Annotated in this window: 21 protein-coding genes and 2 pseudogenes; 11 read left to right on the top strand and 12 right to left on the bottom strand. The window is 68.5% G+C overall.

Annotated features, from left to right (window positions below):
• Positions 1-191: 191 nt before the first annotated feature.
• On the bottom strand, positions 192-422 hold the full coding sequence (locus tag ABZ793_RS32835; RefSeq protein ID WP_357464546.1) for a hypothetical protein: 231 nt from the start codon (positions 420-422) through the stop codon (positions 192-194).
• A gap of 97 nt (positions 423-519) precedes the next feature.
• On the opposite strand from ABZ793_RS32835, the gene ABZ793_RS32830 reads away from it, so the two are divergent.
• A complete protein-coding gene (locus ABZ793_RS32830) occupies positions 520-1,284 on the top strand; it encodes a TetR/AcrR family transcriptional regulator C-terminal domain-containing protein (RefSeq protein WP_357464544.1) in 765 nt (254 codons plus the stop codon).
• 87 nt (positions 1,285-1,371) lie between these two features.
• On the opposite strand, the pseudogene ABZ793_RS32825 reads toward ABZ793_RS32830, so the two are convergent.
• Positions 1,372-1,731, bottom strand: a pseudogene (locus ABZ793_RS32825) (transposase family protein); the annotation flags it as partial.
• Between ABZ793_RS32825 and ABZ793_RS32820 the strand changes: the two are divergent.
• Positions 1,685-1,979: pseudogene (locus ABZ793_RS32820) on the top strand (LuxR C-terminal-related transcriptional regulator); the annotation flags it as partial. The pseudogenes ABZ793_RS32825 and ABZ793_RS32820 overlap by 47 nt on opposite strands.
• A 68-nt stretch (positions 1,980-2,047) precedes the next feature.
• On the opposite strand, the gene ABZ793_RS32815 reads toward ABZ793_RS32820, so the two are convergent.
• Together ABZ793_RS32815 and ABZ793_RS32810 are read right to left on the bottom strand one after the other, a co-directional pair.
• Positions 2,048-2,413, bottom strand: coding sequence for a hypothetical protein (locus ABZ793_RS32815; RefSeq protein WP_357464542.1), 366 nt, complete (start codon positions 2,411-2,413; stop codon positions 2,048-2,050).
• 902 nt (positions 2,414-3,315) lie between these two features.
• Positions 3,316-4,422 (bottom strand): winged helix-turn-helix domain-containing protein, encoded by a 1,107-nt coding sequence (locus ABZ793_RS32810; protein WP_357464540.1) that lies wholly within the window; start codon positions 4,420-4,422, stop codon positions 3,316-3,318.
• A 615-nt stretch (positions 4,423-5,037) separates the two neighbouring features.
• Between ABZ793_RS32810 and ABZ793_RS32805 the strand changes: the two genes are divergently transcribed.
• From ABZ793_RS32805 to ABZ793_RS32780, 6 genes are all read left to right on the top strand, one after another.
• Positions 5,038-5,466: a hypothetical protein gene (locus ABZ793_RS32805; RefSeq protein WP_357464538.1), complete on the top strand. Its 429-nt coding sequence runs from the start codon at positions 5,038-5,040 to the stop codon at positions 5,464-5,466.
• Positions 5,460-5,693, top strand: coding sequence for a helix-turn-helix transcriptional regulator (locus ABZ793_RS32800; protein ID WP_357464536.1), 234 nt, complete (start codon positions 5,460-5,462; stop codon positions 5,691-5,693). The genes ABZ793_RS32805 and ABZ793_RS32800 overlap by 7 nt, the downstream gene beginning before the upstream one ends.
• Positions 5,690-6,661: an NAD(P)-dependent alcohol dehydrogenase gene (locus ABZ793_RS32795; RefSeq protein ID WP_357464534.1), complete on the top strand. Its 972-nt coding sequence runs from the start codon at positions 5,690-5,692 to the stop codon at positions 6,659-6,661. The genes ABZ793_RS32800 and ABZ793_RS32795 overlap by 4 nt, the downstream gene beginning before the upstream one ends.
• A 371-nt stretch (positions 6,662-7,032) precedes the next feature.
• Positions 7,033-7,173 (top strand): hypothetical protein, encoded by a 141-nt coding sequence (locus ABZ793_RS32790; protein WP_357464532.1) that lies wholly within the window; start codon positions 7,033-7,035, stop codon positions 7,171-7,173.
• A gap of 57 nt (positions 7,174-7,230) precedes the next feature.
• Positions 7,231-7,728 (top strand): DUF1152 domain-containing protein, encoded by a 498-nt coding sequence (locus tag ABZ793_RS32785; RefSeq protein WP_357464530.1) that lies wholly within the window; start codon positions 7,231-7,233, stop codon positions 7,726-7,728.
• Positions 7,728-7,892, top strand: a complete 165-nt coding sequence (locus ABZ793_RS32780; protein WP_357464528.1) for a hypothetical protein — start codon at positions 7,728-7,730, stop codon at positions 7,890-7,892. Before ABZ793_RS32785 ends, ABZ793_RS32780 begins: the two co-directional genes overlap by 1 nt.
• Here the strand turns inward: ABZ793_RS32780 and tnpB are convergent.
• The 7 genes from tnpB to pdhA all read right to left on the bottom strand — a co-directional run bounded on the left by tnpB (position 7,879) and on the right by pdhA (position 16,184).
• On the bottom strand, positions 7,879-9,255 hold the full coding sequence (tnpB, locus tag ABZ793_RS32775) for an IS607 family element RNA-guided endonuclease TnpB (RefSeq protein WP_357464526.1): 1,377 nt from the start codon (positions 9,253-9,255) through the stop codon (positions 7,879-7,881). The two genes, ABZ793_RS32780 and tnpB, sit on opposite strands and share 14 nt — an antisense overlap.
• A complete protein-coding gene (locus ABZ793_RS32770; RefSeq protein WP_357464524.1) occupies positions 9,252-9,836 on the bottom strand; it encodes an IS607 family transposase in 585 nt (194 codons plus the stop codon). The genes tnpB and ABZ793_RS32770 overlap by 4 nt, the downstream gene beginning before the upstream one ends.
• A 121-nt stretch (positions 9,837-9,957) precedes the next feature.
• Positions 9,958-10,716, bottom strand: coding sequence for a methyltransferase domain-containing protein (locus ABZ793_RS32765; RefSeq protein ID WP_357464522.1), 759 nt, complete (start codon positions 10,714-10,716; stop codon positions 9,958-9,960).
• 276 nt (positions 10,717-10,992) lie between these two features.
• A complete protein-coding gene (locus ABZ793_RS32760; RefSeq protein WP_357464520.1) occupies positions 10,993-12,333 on the bottom strand; it encodes a low temperature requirement protein A in 1,341 nt (446 codons plus the stop codon).
• A gap of 351 nt (positions 12,334-12,684) precedes the next feature.
• A complete protein-coding gene (locus ABZ793_RS32755; RefSeq protein WP_357464518.1) occupies positions 12,685-13,983 on the bottom strand; it encodes a dihydrolipoamide acetyltransferase family protein in 1,299 nt (432 codons plus the stop codon).
• A gap of 12 nt (positions 13,984-13,995) precedes the next feature.
• The gene (locus tag ABZ793_RS32750; protein WP_357464516.1) at positions 13,996-14,988 is read right to left on the bottom strand and encodes an alpha-ketoacid dehydrogenase subunit beta; all 993 of its coding nucleotides are present in this window, start codon (positions 14,986-14,988) and stop codon (positions 13,996-13,998) included.
• Positions 14,985-16,184, bottom strand: a complete 1,200-nt coding sequence (pdhA, locus tag ABZ793_RS32745) for a pyruvate dehydrogenase (acetyl-transferring) E1 component subunit alpha (RefSeq protein ID WP_357464514.1) — start codon at positions 16,182-16,184, stop codon at positions 14,985-14,987. Before pdhA ends, ABZ793_RS32750 begins: the two co-directional genes overlap by 4 nt.
• A gap of 144 nt (positions 16,185-16,328) precedes the next feature.
• Between pdhA and ABZ793_RS32740 the strand changes: the two genes are divergently transcribed.
• Positions 16,329-16,922 (top strand): TetR/AcrR family transcriptional regulator, encoded by a 594-nt coding sequence (locus tag ABZ793_RS32740; protein ID WP_357464512.1) that lies wholly within the window; start codon positions 16,329-16,331, stop codon positions 16,920-16,922.
• Positions 16,923-17,335: 413 nt separating this feature from the next.
• Positions 17,336-18,298 carry a hypothetical protein gene (locus tag ABZ793_RS32735; protein ID WP_357464510.1) on the top strand — a complete coding sequence of 321 codons (963 nt, stop codon included), beginning with the start codon at positions 17,336-17,338 and terminating at the stop codon, positions 18,296-18,298.
• 533 nt (positions 18,299-18,831) lie between these two features.
• Here ABZ793_RS32735 and ABZ793_RS32730 read toward each other — a convergent pair.
• On the bottom strand, positions 18,832-19,200 hold the full coding sequence (locus ABZ793_RS32730; RefSeq protein WP_357464508.1) for a hypothetical protein: 369 nt from the start codon (positions 19,198-19,200) through the stop codon (positions 18,832-18,834).
• A 213-nt stretch (positions 19,201-19,413) separates the two neighbouring features.
• On the opposite strand from ABZ793_RS32730, the gene ABZ793_RS32725 reads away from it, so the two are divergent.
• Positions 19,414-19,839 (top strand): hypothetical protein, encoded by a 426-nt coding sequence (locus ABZ793_RS32725; protein WP_357464506.1) that lies wholly within the window; start codon positions 19,414-19,416, stop codon positions 19,837-19,839.
• The last annotated feature ends 144 nt before the right edge of the window (positions 19,840-19,983 follow it).

Raw genomic sequence — 19,983 nt, 5'->3', positions numbered from 1 at the left:
CACCCGGACAGCCTGGCGACACCGCGCCGTCCGGACCAGCATCCGGACGGCGCGTCACGTCACGACAGGGCAAACGTTGCCTGATGCGGCACTAGCCGCCACCAGCAGCCCTTTTCATCCTCCGTCTTTGGCAGCTCAGTGGCCTTGCGAGGTGTTCGCCACTGTCTGCACGACGGGGGGCCGGCGGGCGCTCAACGGACTGTGTCGGAGTAGATCTCGACGTCGTAGAGCAGCTGCACGTTACGGCGGCCGTTCGTGATGCCGACGAAGATCGGGTCACCGGCCGGGGTGCGACCCTGGCGCCACACCTGTTCCCGGGCCGCTTCTCGCGACTCGTGATGGGTTTTGCCCTCTTGATGCAGTTGCAGAACGCGACGAGCAGTGATCCGGTCGCTGTCGAGGTGGACTCGCAGCAGAGGCATGACGCGACCTCCATTTTCCGACCGTGAAGGCTACCCTTCGTGCGTTCAACTAGCTTACCGCTGTTAAGTTGCCTGTCCACCGCACTAGAGTGGTTCCATGACCACCGCAGAGCCGGGTGTGCCGACGACGTCCTCGGCCGGGCGACGGGACAACCGCACTCCACCGCCGGTATGGCTTCGCGCGGAGCCGTCGCGAGCACGGCGGAAACCGCCGCTGGCCCTTGAGCGCATTGTGGACGCAGCGGTGACTCTGCTGGACGAGCACGGCATCGAGGGCCTAACGATGCGCTGCCTCGCCCAGCAGCTCGACGTGACGGCTACCGCGTTGTACTGGCACGTGAAGACGAAGGATGATGTCCTGGACCTGGCCGTTGACCGGATCTTCGGCAACGTGCCGATTCCGGACGATAGCGACAACTGGCTAGAGGATATCCGCGTCCTCGCCCGAGCCTGGCGCGGCGCCATGCTGCGCCATCCCTGGGCACCAAGGCTGATCGGACGTCCGATGCTCGGACCCAACGTCCTAGCTCGTACCGAGTTTCTGCAATCGGCGCTGGTGCGCGGCGGCTGTCGCGGACTTCAGCTCGCGGTGGCCACACGAATGCTGGCCAACTACGTCATCGGCGCCTCGCTCACGGAGGCCACTTGGCGCCAGACCCCGGACCCCCAGGCGAGGGCCGCAGCCCGCGACCACATCGCCGCGAGCGCCAGTACCTATCCGACCCTCAACGCCTCTGGCCATCTCGACGACACTCGATGGGACGACGATCTGCTGTTCGAGGAGGGCCTCAACGGCATTCTCCTGGCAGCGGCACGGGCAGGGATGCCGGGAATGACCGCGCGCACCACTCAGCCTCTTTGATGCTGGCTGGCGTTCGACTTCGACGTGGTGCAGGACGAGGATGGCCTGCACGATCGCGGCGGCGCGGCGCGGGCAGCAGCGCACGTTGGCCAGGAGGACGATCGGAATCAGCGTGCCGTCCAGGATCACGTACGCCAGGTGCCGGATGCGCCGCATCGCCGTGGCCAGGTCCTCGGCGAACGCTGCGAGCAGCACGATCGCTTCCTGCACGTAGCGCCAGTCGGTGGCGACACCGATGGCAAACCCGGCGGCGAGCCGGGTGTACGTGCCACCATTGCACAGGTGGGCCAGGGCGAGCAGCGCCCGTCGGCCCGGACCGAGACGCCGCCACCGATATCGATGCTCGTTACGGTGCTGGCGGATCCGGTCGGCGAGGTGGTTCAGAGTCCGGCCGGACAGCGAGATCGTCGACGCGCTGGACCGGGTCGCCGACGGCGGGACGGTCATCGACCCGGAGGTGGTCAGGCAACTGCTCTCGCGGCGGCGCGGCGATGCCCCGATGGCCCGGCTCACCGCCCGGGAGCACGAGGTGCTCAGCCTGACGGCCGAGGGCTTGACCACCCTCGATCGCCGGACGGCTCCACGTCAGCGAGGCGGCCGTCCGCAAGCACGTGGGGAACATCTTCGCCAACCTCGACCTCGCCCCGGCCAGCGACCGGCGGGTCTCCGCCGTACTCACCTGCCTGCGCGGTTGACGGGCAGGCCGCACCTCCCGCGCGAAGGTGCGGCTGCCGTCATGCTGGCCGGTGGCGTCCCGATGGGGTCAGGTCCGCGAGGTATCCCAGTTGCCGCAGATGACCCGGTTGAACGTCCCGTACCGGCTGCAGACCCGGATAGTGATGTATCGGTTTTCCGCCACGTCCTCGTTACAGCCGATCCGCCCGCCGATGCTGTCTCCGCAGTAGCCGGTGCGCCCATAGTTGGTGTACCACTCGGCGTACGACGCATAGACGCCGGGGTATTCTTCGTAGGTGAAGTGGGTGAGGGTGATGTAGTCCCCGTTGCTCTCGAAGTTCGCCGACCCATATCCGTTGTACGAGTAGGCGTCGGCGCTTGCCGGTGCGGCTACGCCCAGTACGAGCGCGAGGGTCGCCGCCGCGAAAACGGCCGCCGTCCGTATCAATTTCATTCACTTCTCCCTGCTGTCGGCGAGCACTGCCCTGCTCTGGTCCAGGAATCTTGAAGGATTACTATCGATTCTTGTGGCTCCAGCCGTAATCACCTGGCGTATCCAGGTAGCAGCGCCCGGTGCGGTGCTTCCTCTCGTTCGGCCACCAGCATCGACGCTTACCGCAGTCGCGACGCCGTCGGTTCAATTGAGATGATTGTTCGACCTCTGTTCCGCGTCGGGCAACACCGTTCGGCCCTACCCGAAGGGTCCGGGTCGGGGCGTACGCCCATCGGCGGCCTTTCGTAGAGTCAGGTAGCAACACGCGCCGTTCCGGGGGCGAGCATGTTCCGAATCCACTTCGCCGCGGACGATTCGGCCCGTGCGGAGCGCCGGGGCGGGATCGAGTCCATGGCCGCCCGGCCTGGTACCGGGCCGGGCACCCGCAGCTGACGATCGCGGTCGCTGCGGCGCCGAACGTCGTCCGCCGGCCGCTACCGCTGCCGACACGAGTCAGGGGCGTCTATCAGTGCTCACGGTCGTCAGAACCGTGGACACACCAGCACCCGAGCGGCGCGAACGGTGGCGGTCCATCGTCTGCGACACCCTCGGCCCGCTGGACATGCGGATCAGCCCGTGTGACGAGCGCGTTGCTGCCGACGACGAGCAGGTCCCCGCTCGGGTCGGTCTTCACCTTCCCGATCCGGGCGGCCGGGTCGTCGGCGATGACCGTCGTGTTGTTCCAGGCGGGCTCGTCCAGGGCGGAGGCGGGCGCCGAAGGCGTCGAAGGAAATCGATGTCGCTGCGCGGGCCGGTGCTGCCGGCCGGGTCGGTCCCACCCGCGCCTCGGGCATGATCTATGAGGCCACGCAGCCGGGATCGCGACCATCCTCGGGGCCGCCGGCCGACCTGGCACCACTGCCCTACCGGACGAACGACCTCGGCCCCGTCCGCGGAGGCTGGCGGCCCTTGTGATGCACGGCCGGGCGCTCCGCGACGGCAGTCGCCTGGGACGGCGCGGCGACAGTTCCGCTGAGCATCTGTTCCCCTAGAGCGGTGAGGTGGTGCCGCACGGTTCGACCCTGACGGACGGTGAAGACGAGCCCCGCTCCGCGGAGCACCGTCGCGTGCTCGCTGGCGCTCGCTGCCGAGATTGCCAACCGATGGGCGAGCTCGCCGGTGGTGCAAGGCGCGGTACCGATGCTGTGCAGGGCGTGCGCCCGGGTGCGGCCGACAAGGTCGATCAGCGCGGACAGCCGGTCCGCACCGGAGGGCTCGGCCAGGACGGCGGCCAGGTCAAGGGGTCCGCGCATCGCAGGCAGGAAAAGCATCGACGGTGCCTGATCGTCCAGCCCGCTGGTCCACAACATTGGTCGTGGGTCGAGGAATGCCGACGGCACCAGCAGCAGCCCTCGTCCGCCGAGATGGATGTCGGCAGTGGATCCGCCATGGCCCACCTCCAACACGGGGTAGCGCCAGCGGGCGAAGGGCATCAGCCCGGCTAGTAGGCCCTCTACGCCACCGGTGGCGAGCAGGTGGGTGAGGGCGGCGTGCTCGGTATCGAGCCGAGCCTGGATGTGAGACCAGTGCGGCGCCACCGCGACCTTGTGGTAGTCGTGCAGGAAGGTCGTCAGGCGATGCCGGTCGGCCCGGTTACCCGCCGGGTCACCCACCCCGGCTGGCCAGCGACGACGGTCCCCGGACCGCCACCTGGTGTCCGCCGCAGCGACCAGCTCGGCGCGCAGGTGTTCCGGGCGCACGGCGAGCAGCGAGGTCAGTCCCTCCTCGATGGACTCGGCCGGGCCGGTGAGGGTGAACAAGTCCAGCCACCTGTTGTCGAACAGGGAGGCGCACGGATGCACCAGGCCGGAAGAGGACCGAGCGACCCGTGTCGACCAGGCCCGCAACCCGTCACCCGGCTGGCCGCGCCGCAAGCGCCCGAGGCTCAGATAAGTCTCGGCCAGGGGCCCCCAGCTCCGCATCAGCCGGACCCGGGCCAGGTCCTCGGCTGTGAACTGGACACGGTACATGAGCCCTCCGACATGCGCTCCGGTCGATTGTCACCCTACGTGGAAGCTGCACTCACTGTCACACCGGGTCGGATCTTCAGGCGAAAGCGATAGGTGTCGCCGATCTCGGCCAGCACGTCCGATCCTGGCCACACAACACCTCCAGGCCAGGGAGACGAGCCTGTCCGAAACCACGAAGGACGCGGGAAGGTGGACGGACGCTTGTGAGATCTTCGGTCCCGGGCACGTGACACCTGAGGAGAGGACGCACCCCACGGCCGCCGACGCCGGCGTCGACCCCGCCACCACGACCAGCTCTGAGCAGTACGTCACGCTGTTGCGTCGGATCCGCGACCAATCCGGTCCCAGCCACCCAGGAGATCGCCCGTCTGGCCCGGCGCAACGGGAACGCGCTGCCGGCGAGCACCCTGGCGACGATGCTGGGCCGGCGCTGGCTCACGCGGCATGCCGTCCGGTTGCCGGAGCGATCAGCGGGCGGCACCGGCTGGCGGGATCGGACCACGCCGGTCAGCCGAATGACCGCGCCCCAGGGTCGACGTAAAGTTTTCTAGACACGAGGTCAAAGATTCGCTACATTCGTGATGTCAAAGATTTCAGACGTCCGGAGGCCTTGTCATGACGCACGAAGAGAAACGCGCGTGGATCAGACTGGTCGTCGCCGTGCTCGGCTACTCCGCCTACGTGGCCCTCATCGTCAGCCGCGCCGATGGTCGTGCGCTGCCCGACGTGCCGTACGCGAGCGCCCTGTTGTGGACGGTCGGCGCGGCCATCGTCGCGTCGATCGTGGCGGAGACCGGCATGGCCGTCGTGAATCCGGGCGCGCCGCGCGTCAAGGACGTGCGGGACCGCGAGATCGGGCGGCTCGGCGACCACGTCGGCCAGTCGTTCGTGGTCATCGGCGCGGTCGCTGCGATGCTCATGGCCATGGCGGGCTGGGACCGGTTCTGGATCGCCAACGTCATCTACCTGTGCTTCGTGCTGTCGGCGATCGTCGGCGGCATCACCAAGGTCATCGTGTACCGCAGGAGCCTCCCGCAGTGGTGAAGCCGACGCAGGTCACCAACCGCATCCGCGCGCTGCGCTTCGCGCACGGCGAGATGACCCAGGCCGAGCTCGCCGAGCGCATCGGCGTGACCCGGCAGACCCTCATCGCCATCGAGCAGGGCCGCTATTCGCCATCCCTGGAAATGGCCTTCCGGATCGCCCGGGTGTTCGGCGTTCCGCTCGACGACGTGTTCCAGTACCCCGACTCCCCCGAGGAGAAGTCGTGAAAGCGATCGCCCACGACGTGTACGGCCCGGCCGACGTGCTCGAGCTCCGCGAGGTCGACAAACCCTCGGTCGGAGACGACGAGGTGCTCGTCGAGGTACGCGCCGCTGGCCTGGACCCAGGCGTGTGGATCTTCATGACCGGCCGGCCCATGGTAGTGCGGCTCGCGGCCGGGCTGCGCCGGCCCAAGGTCGCGGTGCTCGGTCGGGCCGTCGCTGGTGTGGTGGTGGCAGTCGGCGCCAGCGTGACCCGCCTGCGCCCCGGCGACGAGGTGTACGGCACCTGCCAGAGCGGCTCGTTCGCCCAGTACGCGACGGCGCGGCAGCACCGGCTGGCACCCAAGCCGGCCAACCTCACCTTCGAGCAGGCCGCGGCGATGCCCATCTCCGCGGTGACCGCGCTACAGAGCATCCGCGACGCACGCGTGCAGCCCGGACAGCGGGTGCTGATCACCGGCGCGGCCGGGGGCGTCGGGTCGTTCGCCGTCCAACTGCTCAAGGTACATGGGGCAAGCGTGACCGGCGTCTGCAGCACCTCGAAGACCGAGCTGGTGCGTTCCATCGGTGCCGAGGACGTCATCGACTACACCCAGCACGAGATCGACCGTGACGGCGCGCGATACGACATCATCATCGACACCGCCGGCAACCGGCCGTTGTCGCTACTCCGGCGCGCAACCACGCCGCGCGGGACGATCGCCCTCGTCGGTGGCGGCCACGCCACAGGCTGGCTGCTCGGCGGCTTCCAACGCCAGCTGGCCGCGCCGTTGCTCTCACTGTTCGGCAGCCAGCGAGTGTGCGGCGTGGCCGCTCGGGAGCGCTACGAAGATCTCGAGGAACTGACCACCCTCACTGAGGCGGGCTCGGTCACCCCGGTCATCGACCGCACCTACGCTCTCGCCGACGCGCCCGACGCGATGCGCTACCTCGCCCAGGGCCATCCCGCGGGGAAGATCGTCGTCACGGTGTAGCCCAGCCGGGAACGGCACAGCACGACCCCGCGACCGCGAACACAACCAGCCCAACCCCGATAGTGGCGACGACGACCCACAACAGCCTGGCCAACGCCGCTTCGTCACCACCGACCCATAGGTCGACGCCGTGTCCCGGAACGACATGCGTCATGCCCATGCCGCGAGGAGAACCGGCTCCCAGTCGTCGTTTCCACCGAGCGACTCTCGGCAGTTCCGCACCTCACGCCGTCGGGCCGCGCCCCGGGTGGTGATGACGGCACTGGACCCCCTGCGCACGGCCTGCGGCCGCTGCTTGCCGCGCTGGCTCCGGCGCGGAGCATCCTCATCGCCGGAGCAGGCGGCGGGTTCGACTGTACGCCGGCCCGCCCTTGGCGTTCGCCCTGTGGCGCGGCGGCGCACAGGTGCACCTGGCCAGCCTGTCCTTCTCCGAACTCGAATTGATCGACCGGGACGCGTGGGTAGCGGAGCACATCGCGGCGGTGCAGCCGGACACTTCCAGCCCGGACTAGTACTTCCCCGAACGGACGCTCGCCCGGCGGCTGGCAGCTCAGAAGCTGCCGTCGACCGTGTACGCCTTTCCGCCGCTCGGTGTCCAGCCATTACGGGCCGCGTACCGGTACCTGGTCGAACAACTCAACATCGACGCGGTGGTGCTGGTCGATGGCGGCACCGATGTCCTGCTGCGCGGCGACGAAACCGATCTCGGCACCCCGGTAGAGGACATCAGCAGCCTGGCCGCCGTGGCCGCGCTGGACGTGCCGGTCAAGCTGGTGACCAGTCTCGGCTTCGGCATCGACGCCTACGACGGCGTCAACCACGTCCAGGTGCTGGAGAACCTCGCCGCTCTCGACCGCGACGGCGGCTACCTCGGCGCCCTGTCCATCCCCGGTTCCAGCCCGGAGGCCGCGCTGTACCGCGATGCTGTCGCCGACGCGCCCAGGCCGCCACCCCGGACCGGCCGAGCATCGTCCAAGGACAGATCGCCGCCGCCACCAGCGGCGCGTTCGGAGACATCCGGTTCACCCGGCGCACCGGCGGCGGCGACCTGTTCGTCAACCCCCTGATGGCGATCTACTTCACCGTCGACCTCGACAAACTCGCCGCCCGATGCCTGTACCTCGACCGCATCGAAAACACCATCGGCAGACGACAGGTCATCACACGCATCCAAGCGTTCCGCGACGAACTCCTCAACGCACGCATCCCGTTACCTGTCAGTGCGCTGTAGCGACTGATCGGTATGTCCCGCCTTGCGGTGGGACGGTCCCGGTCTTATCCGCGTGAGCGGGGCCGGGTTGACGTTTCGCGGCCACCGGCCCGCCGGGGCGGGTCTTACGATCGGCTCCACGTCCTGCCACCGGGCCACTCCCGGCGGTGGTGACCTCACGCGTGAGCGCGGCGAGGTTACGCGCGGCGTTCAGGTCCCGATCGAGGGCCACGCCGCAGGAGTCGCAGATGTAGGTTCGGACACGCAGCGGCAGCTTGGCTTTCACCGCGCCACAGTCCGAACAGGTTTTGCTGGAGGGATACCAGCGGTCGGCCACGATCCGCCGGCCGCTGTTCCATTCAGCCTTGTACGCCACCTGTCGGCGGATCTCACCGAAGCCGGCGTCCGCGATCTGCCGGGCTAGCCGCCGGTTGCGCAGCATGCCGGCCACGTTGAGGTCTTCGACCACGATCGTGCCGTACGTGCGGGCCAGCCGGGTGGTGAGCTTGTGCAGGCCGTCACGGCGCAGGTTCGCCACCCGCGCATGCGCTCGAGCGACCTGCTGGCGGGCGCGTTCCCACCGATTCGAGGGCCGCTGACCGGTACGCCGGTCCGGCCCGACGCGCCGGGACATGCGCCGGGTAAGACGCCGCATCCGCTGGGCCGCCTCGTCCAGGTGCCGGGGGTTGAGCACCATCTCGCCGGTGGACAACACCGCCAGGTGGGTGATCCCCACATCGACGCCGACCACCGCCTGCGGGCGCGTCGGGGTGCACTCGGCCCGCTCGACCTCGACGCAGAACGCGACATGCCACCGCCCGCCGTCACGGCGCACGGTCGCGGACAGGATCCGGGCCGTGCCCGCCTCGACACGACGGGCGAGCTTGCGGGTCGACTCGTGGGTCTTCAGCCGGCCCAGCCGGGGCAGCACGACATGCTTGTGGTCCCGCTCCACCCGGATCGCGCCGGTGGTGAACCGGACGCTGGGGATAGCGCGACGGCGGGACTTGAACCGCGGGAATCCCACGCGCCGACCGTCGCGCTTGCCTGCCCGGGAGTCGGACCAGTTCTTCAAGCCGCGCGCCAGGTTGTCCAGGCCGGTGTTGTACGCCTCCTTGGAGCACTCAGCCCACCACGGCGCCACATCCGACTTGGCCGCGTTCCACGCCTTACGCAACGCGGCGAGACTCCACCCGACGGCCGGAGTCAGCAGTTCCTCAGGCGTACCGTAGGAACGTTCGGCGGCACGCTGGCCCATGACCGCCTTCACCCTGGCCAGGCCCCAGTTGTACGCCACCCTGGCCGCGCCCGCATGCGCCAGCACCGCCCGCTCCTGAAACGGCGTCAGGTCCAGAGCGAACCGGTACGCCCGTATCGCCTTCACGACGGCGGGTCCTGTGCGGTGGCGGCCTCCACCGCCCGGCGCGCCCGATCCGCAGCAGCCCCACGGCCGTAGAGACGCGCACACAACGAGGTCAAGATCTCCGTGACGTCCCGGACCAGGTCGTCGTCGACCTCCGCCGGGTCGACCACCAACAGCCTGCGACCCTGCGCGGTCAACGCCGCCTCGACATACTCGGCACCAAAGCGGGCGAACCTGTCACGGTGCTCCACGACGATGGTCGTGACCATCGGGTCGCGCAGCAGGGCGAGGAACTTCTTGCGGTGCCCGTCCAGTGCGGATCCGACCTCGGTCACCACCTGCGACACCGGCAGGTTCTGCCCGGTCACCCACGTGACGACCCGAGCGACCTGCCGGTCAAGGTCGGCGCGCTGGTCTTCGGACGAGACCCCGGCGTACACCACCACCCGCTCGACGCCAGCCGAGGCAGCAGGTAGCGGCTCGCCCACCATGATGAGTCGACCCAGCCGGAAAGTAGGAACCGGCAGCGTCCCCGCCGCGTACTGCCGCCGCGCGGTGACATACGCGATGCCCTGAGACGCCGCCCACTCCTTCAAGTTCACCCGATCACCATAACACCCCTAAGGACACTAAAGACCACTCAATCCCGAGCAGTTGTTAACCCCACTGAACGCCTGGACGGCGGCACGAGCGGAAGCCTCAGGGAGCCGTTCGGTGAGGGTTTCAGCGGGGTGCACGCCTGGCCTCGACGAGGGTCCGAGTCGAGTGGGCCACGAAGGCGCCGTGGTGGCGAATGTGGGCGTCCAGTCGCTCGAGGGTGTCCCGGTACCGCTCCACCGTGAAGTCGGGCACCCACCAGACGCATTTGCGCAGGGTGTAGACGACCGCGCCGATGTCGAAGAACTCCATCCGGCAGCGAGCGGTGCGCAGGTCCACGATCTCGAGCGCGGCCGCCCGCGCTGCCGCGGCCTCACGATCGGGGCGACGGCCAAGCCGCTCCCGTGGCAGCGGGCCGAGGAAGAACTCGATGAGCTCGAACGCGGATGCCGGCCCGACGTGCTGAGCGAGGTACGTGCCGTCATCGACGAGCACGCGGGCGATCTCGCTCCAGTCGGGGTCCACCGGATGGCGGCTCGTCACCAGATCGAAGCTGGCGTCGGGGAAGGGCAGGGGCCGGCCCTGCTCGACGGACACGACCTCGACACCGCGGGGCGACAACGCGTGACGGGCACGCTCGACGTTCGGGCGCCAGCCTTCGGTGACGACCATTCCCGGCGGTAGCTGCGGCACCTCGGCGATGATCTCGCCGCCACCGGTGTCGACGTCCAAGGCCGAGGTGACGTGGGGCAGGCGCGATGCGATCAACCGCGAGTACCCCCACGGCGGCCGCTCTTCCGTCGCCCGGCCGTCAAGCCAGTCGAAGTCCCAGCCGGACACGTCCACTGCGGCGGCCTCATCGACCAGCTCACCGAACGTACGCACACCGAGCATCCTGCCGGTGCCGTCAACTGGTTGGCGTGGCCACGTCGCGTCCGCTCATCGCCATGTCCGGACGCCGGGCACCTCAGATATCCGCCCCCAGCCATCCTCCCCAGCGGACAGGGCACGCCGTGCGGCGGGACCGTCCGGCCGCAGATCGGGCACGCGTGGCCTGGCCGGCGACGTTCGACACCGCAGTCGAGGCGTGTCGATGGTGATCCCGACGGGGTGGCGGTCGAGTACGCCCTGCACGACCGTGGCGGGCCGGATGCAGGTTCCTCAAACCTGCATCCGGGCGGCCAGGCCCGACTCGCGCAGGCGACGGCGCTGCCCGTCGGCCACGATGACCTCCACGACGATCAGAATGAAGGAGACAGCCGCCAGCAGGCCCAGCGCGTCGATGGCCGATATCCGCCGTGCGACAGGGACGAGCGCGGTCAGCGCCAGAACGGCGGCCACCCGGGTCCAGATGATTGTCCTGATCGTGTGGGCCATCCGCAGCTGGTAGGCGACGTTGGCCAGGAGGAAGAGGGCTATCCCCCCGTAGAGGCCGAAGAGACCGATGGCGGTGAGCCGTTCGTCGGGGTGGTGTCCTTCGAGGTGGCCGACGTTCTTGACGAGCTCGCGTATCCCGAGGGCCGGCAGGAGGATGCCGGCGACCATGGGGAGGTGCAGGTAGCTGTAGGCGTCCCGGGCGAGGGCGAATCTGGTCTTCGGGTCGGCCCGTTCGAGGATCTGCTCACCGATGAGCGCCACCACGTCGAAGTAGGTCCAGAGCAGCGCCCCGGTGACGGTCATGGCCAGCATGACGGCGAACAGGAGCTGCCAACTGAGCGACACGTTGGAGCTGGATGTTCCGATCGAGATGATGTTCTCGCCCACGGCCACGATCAGGATCAACCCGTACCGCTCGCACCAGTGCCGGGCGGAGAAGATGCCGATCTCCCAGACGGGCAACGTGAAGCTACCTACGTAGTCCACGAGCACGGCCAGTAGCCAGAGGAGGGTCACGGCGATGGCGACCTGTCGCTGGTCGGTGAGGAGTCGGTGCGGCACGAGCGCGGCGCAGACGAGCAGGGCGGTGCTGGCGACCATCGGCACTGCGGGCACCAGGATGTGCCGGGCCACGTGCTGGGCCGAGACGGCGTACGCGTACAGCGCCAGGTGCAGCGACCGCACGAGGAAATAGCAGATGGGGAAGACGAGCGGGCCGTACAACCCGCCGGGCCGGTCGGTGAACGCGACGAGGGTCGACAGCGCCATCACGAAAGTGATCCCGGTGACCACGAACAACCCGAACCGCATCACCCCGAAGCTGGCCTGCAGGTTGTTGGTCAGCCACGCGAAGGCGCCCCAGGACCACCACAGCAGGGCCAGCACGAGCATTCCGCGAAGCACGCCCTGAGGGGTGTAGTCGCTCCGGATCAGCGCGACGAGCTGGACGAAGGCGAACACGAAGACCAGGTCGAAAAAGAGCTCCTCGGTGGCCGTGCGGGTGCCTTCGCGTACCCGCCGCTTGCCGATCAGGCTGACGACGGCGTCGCGCAGGTGCGCGCGTACGGGCTTGCGCCCGGTGGTCTTCCCCCTGTCACCTCCGGCCGTCGGTCCTTCCACCGTCACCGCGCCAGTCTGACAGTACGGCTGGCTCGGAATAGCCTGTTTCGTGCTGGTCAGCCGGATTCTATGCGCCCCGGCCGGGTGGCGCTGACGGAACGGGCTGGAGCTGCGGTGACGCCGACCGACCCCGGCGCGGGGTACGGCCGCGGGTGTCGTCGCCGCCGCGGACTTCTACTGCAGCTTCCCCGGCGGCATGCTCCTGGCCCGCAAGCTCGTCGCCACCGAAACCCCCATGACGCGATCTTCGCCTCCCTACGCGGCGAGGACCGGGGCGAGGGCCAGCAGCGGCACGCTTCTAAATCCATGAACACCGGTTCCCCTACGTCCATGGCTTTCGCCTTCACGATCGGGATTTCAGGCCACGATCCGCAACGGGTTCTCCAGCAACTCCGTCAAGGTGGCGAGGAACTGCGCAGCGAGAGCCCCGTCGATGATGCGGTGGTCGGCCGTGACCGTGTACCTCAGCCGCTTGCGGGCCACGACCACACCGTCGACAAGGGCGAGCTCGTCACGCGCGGCCCCGACGGCGAGGATCGCCCCCTGGGGCGGGTTGATGATCGCGGTGAAGTGCTCGATCCCGTACATGCCGAGGTTGCTGATCGTGAACGTCCCCTCGCTCATCTCCGCGGCCGTCAGCTTCCGTTCCGTGGCCTTCGCGACGAGGTCCCGGGCGGTCGCGGAGATCGCGGTGACGGCCGCTTGGTCGGCGTCGCGGATAACGGGGACGACGAGACCAGCGGTGGAGGCGACGGCGATACCGACGTGGACACGCTGGTGGATCAGCGTCTGCCCCCGCCCGTCGGGTGAGTACGACGCGTTCACGCCGGGGTGGGCGCGCAGCGCGAGCGCGACGGCACGGACAAGGAGGTCGTTGACGCTGACCTTCACCCCGGCCTGGGCCTGGTTGATCCGGGCCCGCAGGGCGAGCAGTTCCTCCACGTCGGCGGAGGCGGTCGCCGTGAACGTGGGGATGGTGGTGCCGCTCTCGGTCAGTCGGGCGGCGATCGACTGCCGGATCACATCGAACGGCACCGGCTGCGGTTCGCGCGCATCCGCACCCGCCGCATCCCGCACAGGTGCGGCCGGCATCTCGACCGGCGCGGCTGTGGCGCCGGGGGGCGACGAGGCGTCGCCGTTGTCGGGGATGGCGTCAAGATCGGCGCGGACGATCCGGCCACCGGGGCCTGTACCTTCGACGGTGGCGAGGTCGATGCCGCGCTCCCGCGCGAGGCGGCGGACCAGCGGCGTCGCCGCCCGACGCTCAGGACGCTCCTCCTGAACCGTTGTTGGCCTCGCGGTCACCGGGGGCGCATCGTCCGCCGCCTGGACGGGAGCCGGCACGGTCACCGCTGGTTGCGGCGTCGGGGCCGTTGCGGTTTCGGCGTCGACGGGTGCGGGGTTCTCCGGCGTGTCGCCGGTGCCGTTGTCGAGGCGGGCGATGGGGGTGCCGATGGGGACGTTCTCGCCCTCGGGGACGAGGATCTCGGCGAGGATGCCGGCGTCGAAGGCTTCCTGCTCCATGAGGGCCTTGTCGGTCTCGATCTCGACGAGCACGTCGCCGGGAGAGACGGAGTCGCCGGGATTCTTGTGCCAGGCGGCGATCGCGCCCTCGGTCATCGTGTCGGACAGGCGTGGCATGAGGATGTCGATCATGGTGTCCTCTTCTCAGCGGCGCCGGGCGACGGCGTCGAGGGTTTCGCGGATGGCGGTGACGGCGTCGCCCGCCGAGGGCAGGGCGGCGGTCTCCAGAGACTTCGCGTAGGGCATCGGGACCTCGGCCATGGCGACGCGTCGGACAGGCGCGTCGAGCCAGTCGAAGGCGCCATCGGAGATGGTCGCGGCTATCTCGGCACCGATCCCGTAGGTGAGCCAGTCGTCTTCCAGCACGACCGCGCAGTTGGTCTTCTTCACGGAGGCGATGATCGTGTCCCGGTCCAGGGGGCGGAGGCTGCGCAGGTCGACGACCTCGACATCGATTCCCTCGGTCTCGAGTTGTTCGGCGACCTGGAGGGCGACCGCGGCCATCCGCGAATACGCGACGACGGTGATGTCGCTCCCTTCGCGGGTGATGGCGGCCTTGCCGATCTCGGCCGGCTGGATGTCGTCGGGGACTTCCCCGGTGGTGTTGTAAAGAGCGAGATTCTCCAGCACGAGCACGGGGTCGTCGTCCCGGATCGCGGCGAGCATGAGCGCCTTCGCATCCGCCGGACTCGACGGGGCGACGACCTTCATCCCGGGCACGAACGCGTAGTAGAGCTCGATGTTCTGCGAGTGGGTCGCGCCGAGCTGCTGCCCTCCGCCGCCGGGGGTGCGGATCACCATCGGGACGCGGGCCTGCCCGCCGAACATGCCGTAGATCTTCGCGGCGTGGTTGACGATCTGATCCAGCGCAAGGAGGGAGAAGTTGATCGTCATGATCTCCACGACAGGCCGCAGCCCCAGCATCGCGGCGCCGATCGCGGCCCCAGTGAACCCTTCCTCGGCGATCGGGGTGTCGCGGACCCGTTTCGGCCCGAACTCGGCGAGCATCCCAGCGGTGATCTTGTAGGAGCCCTCGAACAGCCCGATCTCTTCACCGATGAGGAACACATCCTCATCCCGCAGCATCTCGCTGCGCAGCGCATCGTGCAGAGCCTGACGGTAGCTGATCACGCTCATGCCGGCACCCCCGCAAACTCGACGGCGGCCGGTCTCGGCGGCGCGGGGAACAGGGCCTGCCCGGGCAGGCGCCGGGAGTCGTTCGGTACCGGGGTGGCGTAGGTGTAGTCGAACAGGGTCGCCACATCCGGGTGCGGGCTCGCGTCGGCGAACTCGGCCGCGGCCGCGACCGTGGCCATGGCCTCCGCGTCGATCTGGGCGATGAGCTCGTCGGTGAGCAGGCCCTGCTCGTGCAGGCGCACGGCGTAGGCGGCGATTGGATCGGCAGCCTTCAGCGCTTCGGCCTGCTCGTGGGTGCGGTAGCGGGCCGGGTCGACCACCGAGTGCCCCTTGAGTCGTCCCGACACGGTCTCCAGCAGGTACGGCTTACCCGCCCGGGCACTGGCCAAGGCAGCCTGGGCGGCCTGGAACACCGCGGCGGGGTCGTTGCCGTCGACGCGGGCGGAAGCCATCCGGTAGGAGGAGGCGCGCTTGTGCAGGTCGGGTTCGGCGGAGGACAGTTCCACGCTGGTGCCCATGCCGAGCCCGTTGTTGATCACCACGTACACGATCGGCAGCCCCCACAGGGCGGCGATGTTCAGCGACTCGTGGAACGCGCCGATATTCGTCGTCCCATCACCCATCAGGCACACCGCCGCCTCGGTGCCCCCGCGGTAGTCGATCGCGAGCGCGGCGCCGGTGGCCAGCGGGACCTGGCCGCCGACGATCCCGTACCCGCCCATGAACCGGGAGGCGATGTCGAACATGTGCATCGACCCGCCCCACCCGTGCGACACCCCATCGACCCGCCCGTACAGTTCAGCCATCACCCGTTCCGGGCCGATCCCGCGCGCGATCGCATACCCGTGCTCCCGGTAGTTCGTGAACACGTAGTCCTCGGCCTGCACCGCTGCCATAAGCCCGGCCACAGTGGCCTCCTCGCCGAGGTTCAGGTGGCAGTAGCCGCCAATCTTCGCCTCCGTGTACGCGCGGGCCGCACGCTCCTCGAAACGCCGGACCAGCACCATCTGCCGGTAGAACCCCAGCAACTGCTCATCCGGCAGCACACCCACAGCCGCCGTGGTGGCTGCCTTGCGGCGCGTCGACGACGGGCCGGGTCTGCTGTCGGCGGGGGTCTTGGCTGATTGGCTTTTCGGAGCGCGGGCCTTGGTGGTTGGGGGCATGTGGGTTCTCCTTCTCGCCCAGACGAACCGCACCCGCGACCTGATCTGTCCGGATGACTCGCAGGTGCGGGGCTGTCCGTGGACCCGATGGTGCTCGGGTGGCGACAACCTTAATGAAACGAAGTACGGTTCATTATAGGATTGTGACGAACCTCTAGTCGATCGCGAGGAGACCGCATGGCCGACGAAGGCGTGGCAGCGCCCCGGAAGCGAGGACGCCCGACCGAAGCAGAACGCGCGCAGCGCCGCGACGACATCCTCGATGCGGCGGTGAGACTGTTCGTCGCAGGCGGGTTTAGCCAGGTCACGCTCGATGACATCGTCGCCGAGGCGCACGTGACCAAGCGGACCATCTACACATACTTCGGGGACCGCACCGAGATCTTCCTCGCCGCCGTCGCGCGCCTCCGCCACCGCACGCTGGGCTGGCCTGCCACCGGGGACAGCCTGGAAGAACTCGCAGCCAACATCGCGTACGCCCTACATTCCGACGAAGCGATCGGCCTGCACCGGTTGATGATCACCGAGGTGCACAACTTCCCCGACCTTGCCGAACGGTTCTACCGCGATGGGCCAGAGGCCTACATCCAGGCCCTCCACGACCATCTCCCCGCCCCCGACCCCGCCCTGGCGCAATCCGTGTTCGCACTTCTGCTCGGTGAGCCCCACCGACAGCGTCTCCTCGGACTGCGCGCCGCACCCACCCGCACCGCGGCTGCCGAACACGCCCACCGCGTGCTGCGCCAGCTCGGATTAGAGGCGGGCTCATGACACCGTGGAGCACGGCACACGCCCAGACCCGACAGTTCGACAGCTTCTCGTACGCGGCAGCATCTCGGCAGAGACCACCGCGTACGGGTCCTTCTTATCCGCCTCGAACTTGCCACCGACAGCCACGGTCAGCGGACCGGTGCCGAGCATCGCCCGTTCCGGCCGGGCCCAGACGACAGAAGCTGACCAACTCGGGCACGGGTCATCCCAACGACCTGGGCGATTTGCGCGCGACGTCATCCTGCTGACGGACGACCCTCGGACGACGGCGACCGACCGCTCCGCCACCACTCAAGCAAGGGCCGGGAGCTGACCGGGAACCGCATCGCGGACGACATCGTCTCAGAGGTGCGCGGATTGCGTGCATTCGGTCGTCAAGGAGCGATATGCGAGTAGTCGTCAGAGGGTTCGTCGTGGTGATGGCCCTGGCCGGACTGGCCGCATGTGCGGGTGCGCCCACGGCGGCCGAGGCACCCGCCGATGGGCGGGAGGCGCCGCGGTCCGCTGCGGTAAGCGGCAAGCCGACGATCCGATCCGCGTGGACCTCCTGCACGGTCGACGCCCCGGTAGCAGACGACGGACGCCCGCCCGACGCCCTCGCCCTGCCCCGCCTGGGCACCGACTTCACGGTGGCGGCCGCGATTCACTGCCAGCTCGAGCCGAAGCGACGCGCCGACCGCGGCGAGGACCTGGTCCTCACCGAGGGCCGGGCCACCGACGTGACGGCGCTTCTTGCCGCACTGCGCCTACCCGATGACACGACCACCGTCGAAGCCTGCACCCTGGAGATGCCCTGGGTGCCGAACCTGCTGTTACTCGACGCGCAAGGCCGATGGATCCGCCCGGGACTACCGACGGACAGCTGCCGCAAGCCGCGCCCCGAGGTATCAGAGGCGGTGCGAGCCCTGCGCCTGACCGCCGTCTCAGAGAAGGTCGTACGGGAGATCGTGTCAGCCGGAGCGGCCGCCTCCGGATGCAACCAGGATTGGTCAAACGTGGTGGCCACCAAGACCAGGGACCCGAGGCTCCTCCCACGGCCGGGCCGGGTGCCGCTCCCGTCCCAGGTGCGTCTGTGCGTGTACCGGGTGCCAGCGCAGCAGCAGGGAACGCCCCAGCCAGCCGGGACCTTCGAGTACGGACTGCTCCTACCACAGCAGCGGCGGGCGGCCATCGAGCAGACGCTGGCAGTGCTACGCCCCGCTGAGCAGTGCTCAGTCGCCGCAGACCGCTTCGCTGCCCTACAGGACGCCACGATCACCGGCGACGTGGTCTACATCGAACTCGACCATTGCCGACGGGTCCTGGCCACACCGCTGTATGGCCCGCCGATCCTGGCCCAAGCCGACACCGCGCTCATCGAACTGCTCAGGAGGTAGTCGCCCGAGCCAGGCCGACGTCGACCTCTCCGCCGACGCGATGACAGGTTGCTCCACTGTCCACCGGTCAACTCGTGAAGACCAGGACAGGGAGCGCCGACGATCCTGCCTCGCATTCAGGCTCGTCGAAACATCCGACGTAGTGACAGCTGGCAACATCTGGAGCGCTTGACGCGGAATCAAGAGACCAAGGTGCCGCTTCATCCAGGACGCAGATGAAGCGGCAGGTCAGAGCGGTCAACGGCGAGCAGATCAGCGGCCAACCGTCCATGCGGTTACCGCCAACAAAGATCATCCGTTACTGCATGTTACCGCCGCCACCTGAGATAATCTTCATCTCCCCAGGTCAATCGGTCGGGACGGCCGGATTCGAACCGACGACCCCTTGACCCCCAGGCAACCAACACCACCACGTGAGCTGCTGCTTTCGGCCCTTGATCTGGGAGCACGGTCCGCTGTCGTCCGTGCTTGTCCGCTGGCGTCCGCACCGATCGTCACTCAGTTAGTCACCCGGCGGGCACGTCGTTTGATCACTAATCGCCCGATCGACTCACCGAACGCCAGGCGTCGAAGGCCCAGCTGGGGTCGACCGTGTCCGCGCTGATGAAGATCGTTTCCAGGTACGTTCCGTCGATAAAGTTGAAGCCGTAGAGGGTGAACTTGACGTCTCCGTCTTGGCGGTAGAGCCAGGCGGCACGATGGCCGACCCCGTCTCGGCCACCCTCACCCACCTTGCCTGTTGGGTTCGGCGGCAGCTCGGCATCGAGCGAGGCGATGATGTCGGCCCCATTGGCACACCGCCATGAACCTCCTGGCCCGACCCGCATCGTGCGGCCGGGTGCGCGCCACGTCGTAACACCGTCTTTGGCGGCCTCCCGCATCCAGGTATCGGAAAGCTCCATCGACCAACCATCGCCCAAAGACCTCCGCACGCCCCAAGTGTGACCCACGGCCGACGGGTCCTCGATCGACCACGGGGTACACGAGAGGTGATCTCTTCGGCGTCTCAGGCTGCCATCATCCATGGTTACTTGACGTCGTTTCACGGTGTCTTGTGCCCCATGTGTACCCCCAGGGCGTGGTCAGCCGGGCGGAGGCCTGAAAGCATCCTCGTCGTGATATCTCTACCTCAGCCCGACGTCCTCACGTCGCTGGTCCTCCGTACGGACTTCACCGACGACGCTGCATGGGAAGCCCTGAAGATGGCCTTGCACACCTGGCAGGGCCACGGCAGCGCAACCTTCGTTAGCGACCCGAACTACGCGAGCCTGAGCCTCCAAGAGCTGGTCGACGCGGAAAACGCCACGAGCCACGAAGATAAGCTGATCTACCTCTTCCTCGCCGATGCGACCACGATGACCGACGTCGAACGCCCGCTGCTCGCCGTCGATCTCGCCCACGAGCCCGGCCGCACCTTCCGGGTACCATCCCGCTGGTTCGCGGACGTCTCGGCCAACCTCACCATCGCGAATCTGGACTTTGACGAGTTCGCTGACGCCGCCGACAGCTCCGGCACGTACCGGGGCCTCGACGGGGACTAACGCCCTGGTCTGGGCCTTCGCGTGAAGCCGGTAACCGGAATCGAACCTGCACTGTCAGACCCGAAAATCCAATGGTGAGTGGGCAGGCGCCAGCACCCGGCGCAGCGCAGCGGAGCCGGGTTTGGGCGGCTGAGTCAGGCGGCT

Origin of the sequence: Micromonospora sp. NPDC047465, assembly GCF_040643125.1 — a bacterium.
Classification (GTDB): domain Bacteria; phylum Actinomycetota; class Actinomycetes; order Mycobacteriales; family Micromonosporaceae; genus Micromonospora.
This window is presented reverse-complemented; position numbering and strand designations above follow the sequence as displayed.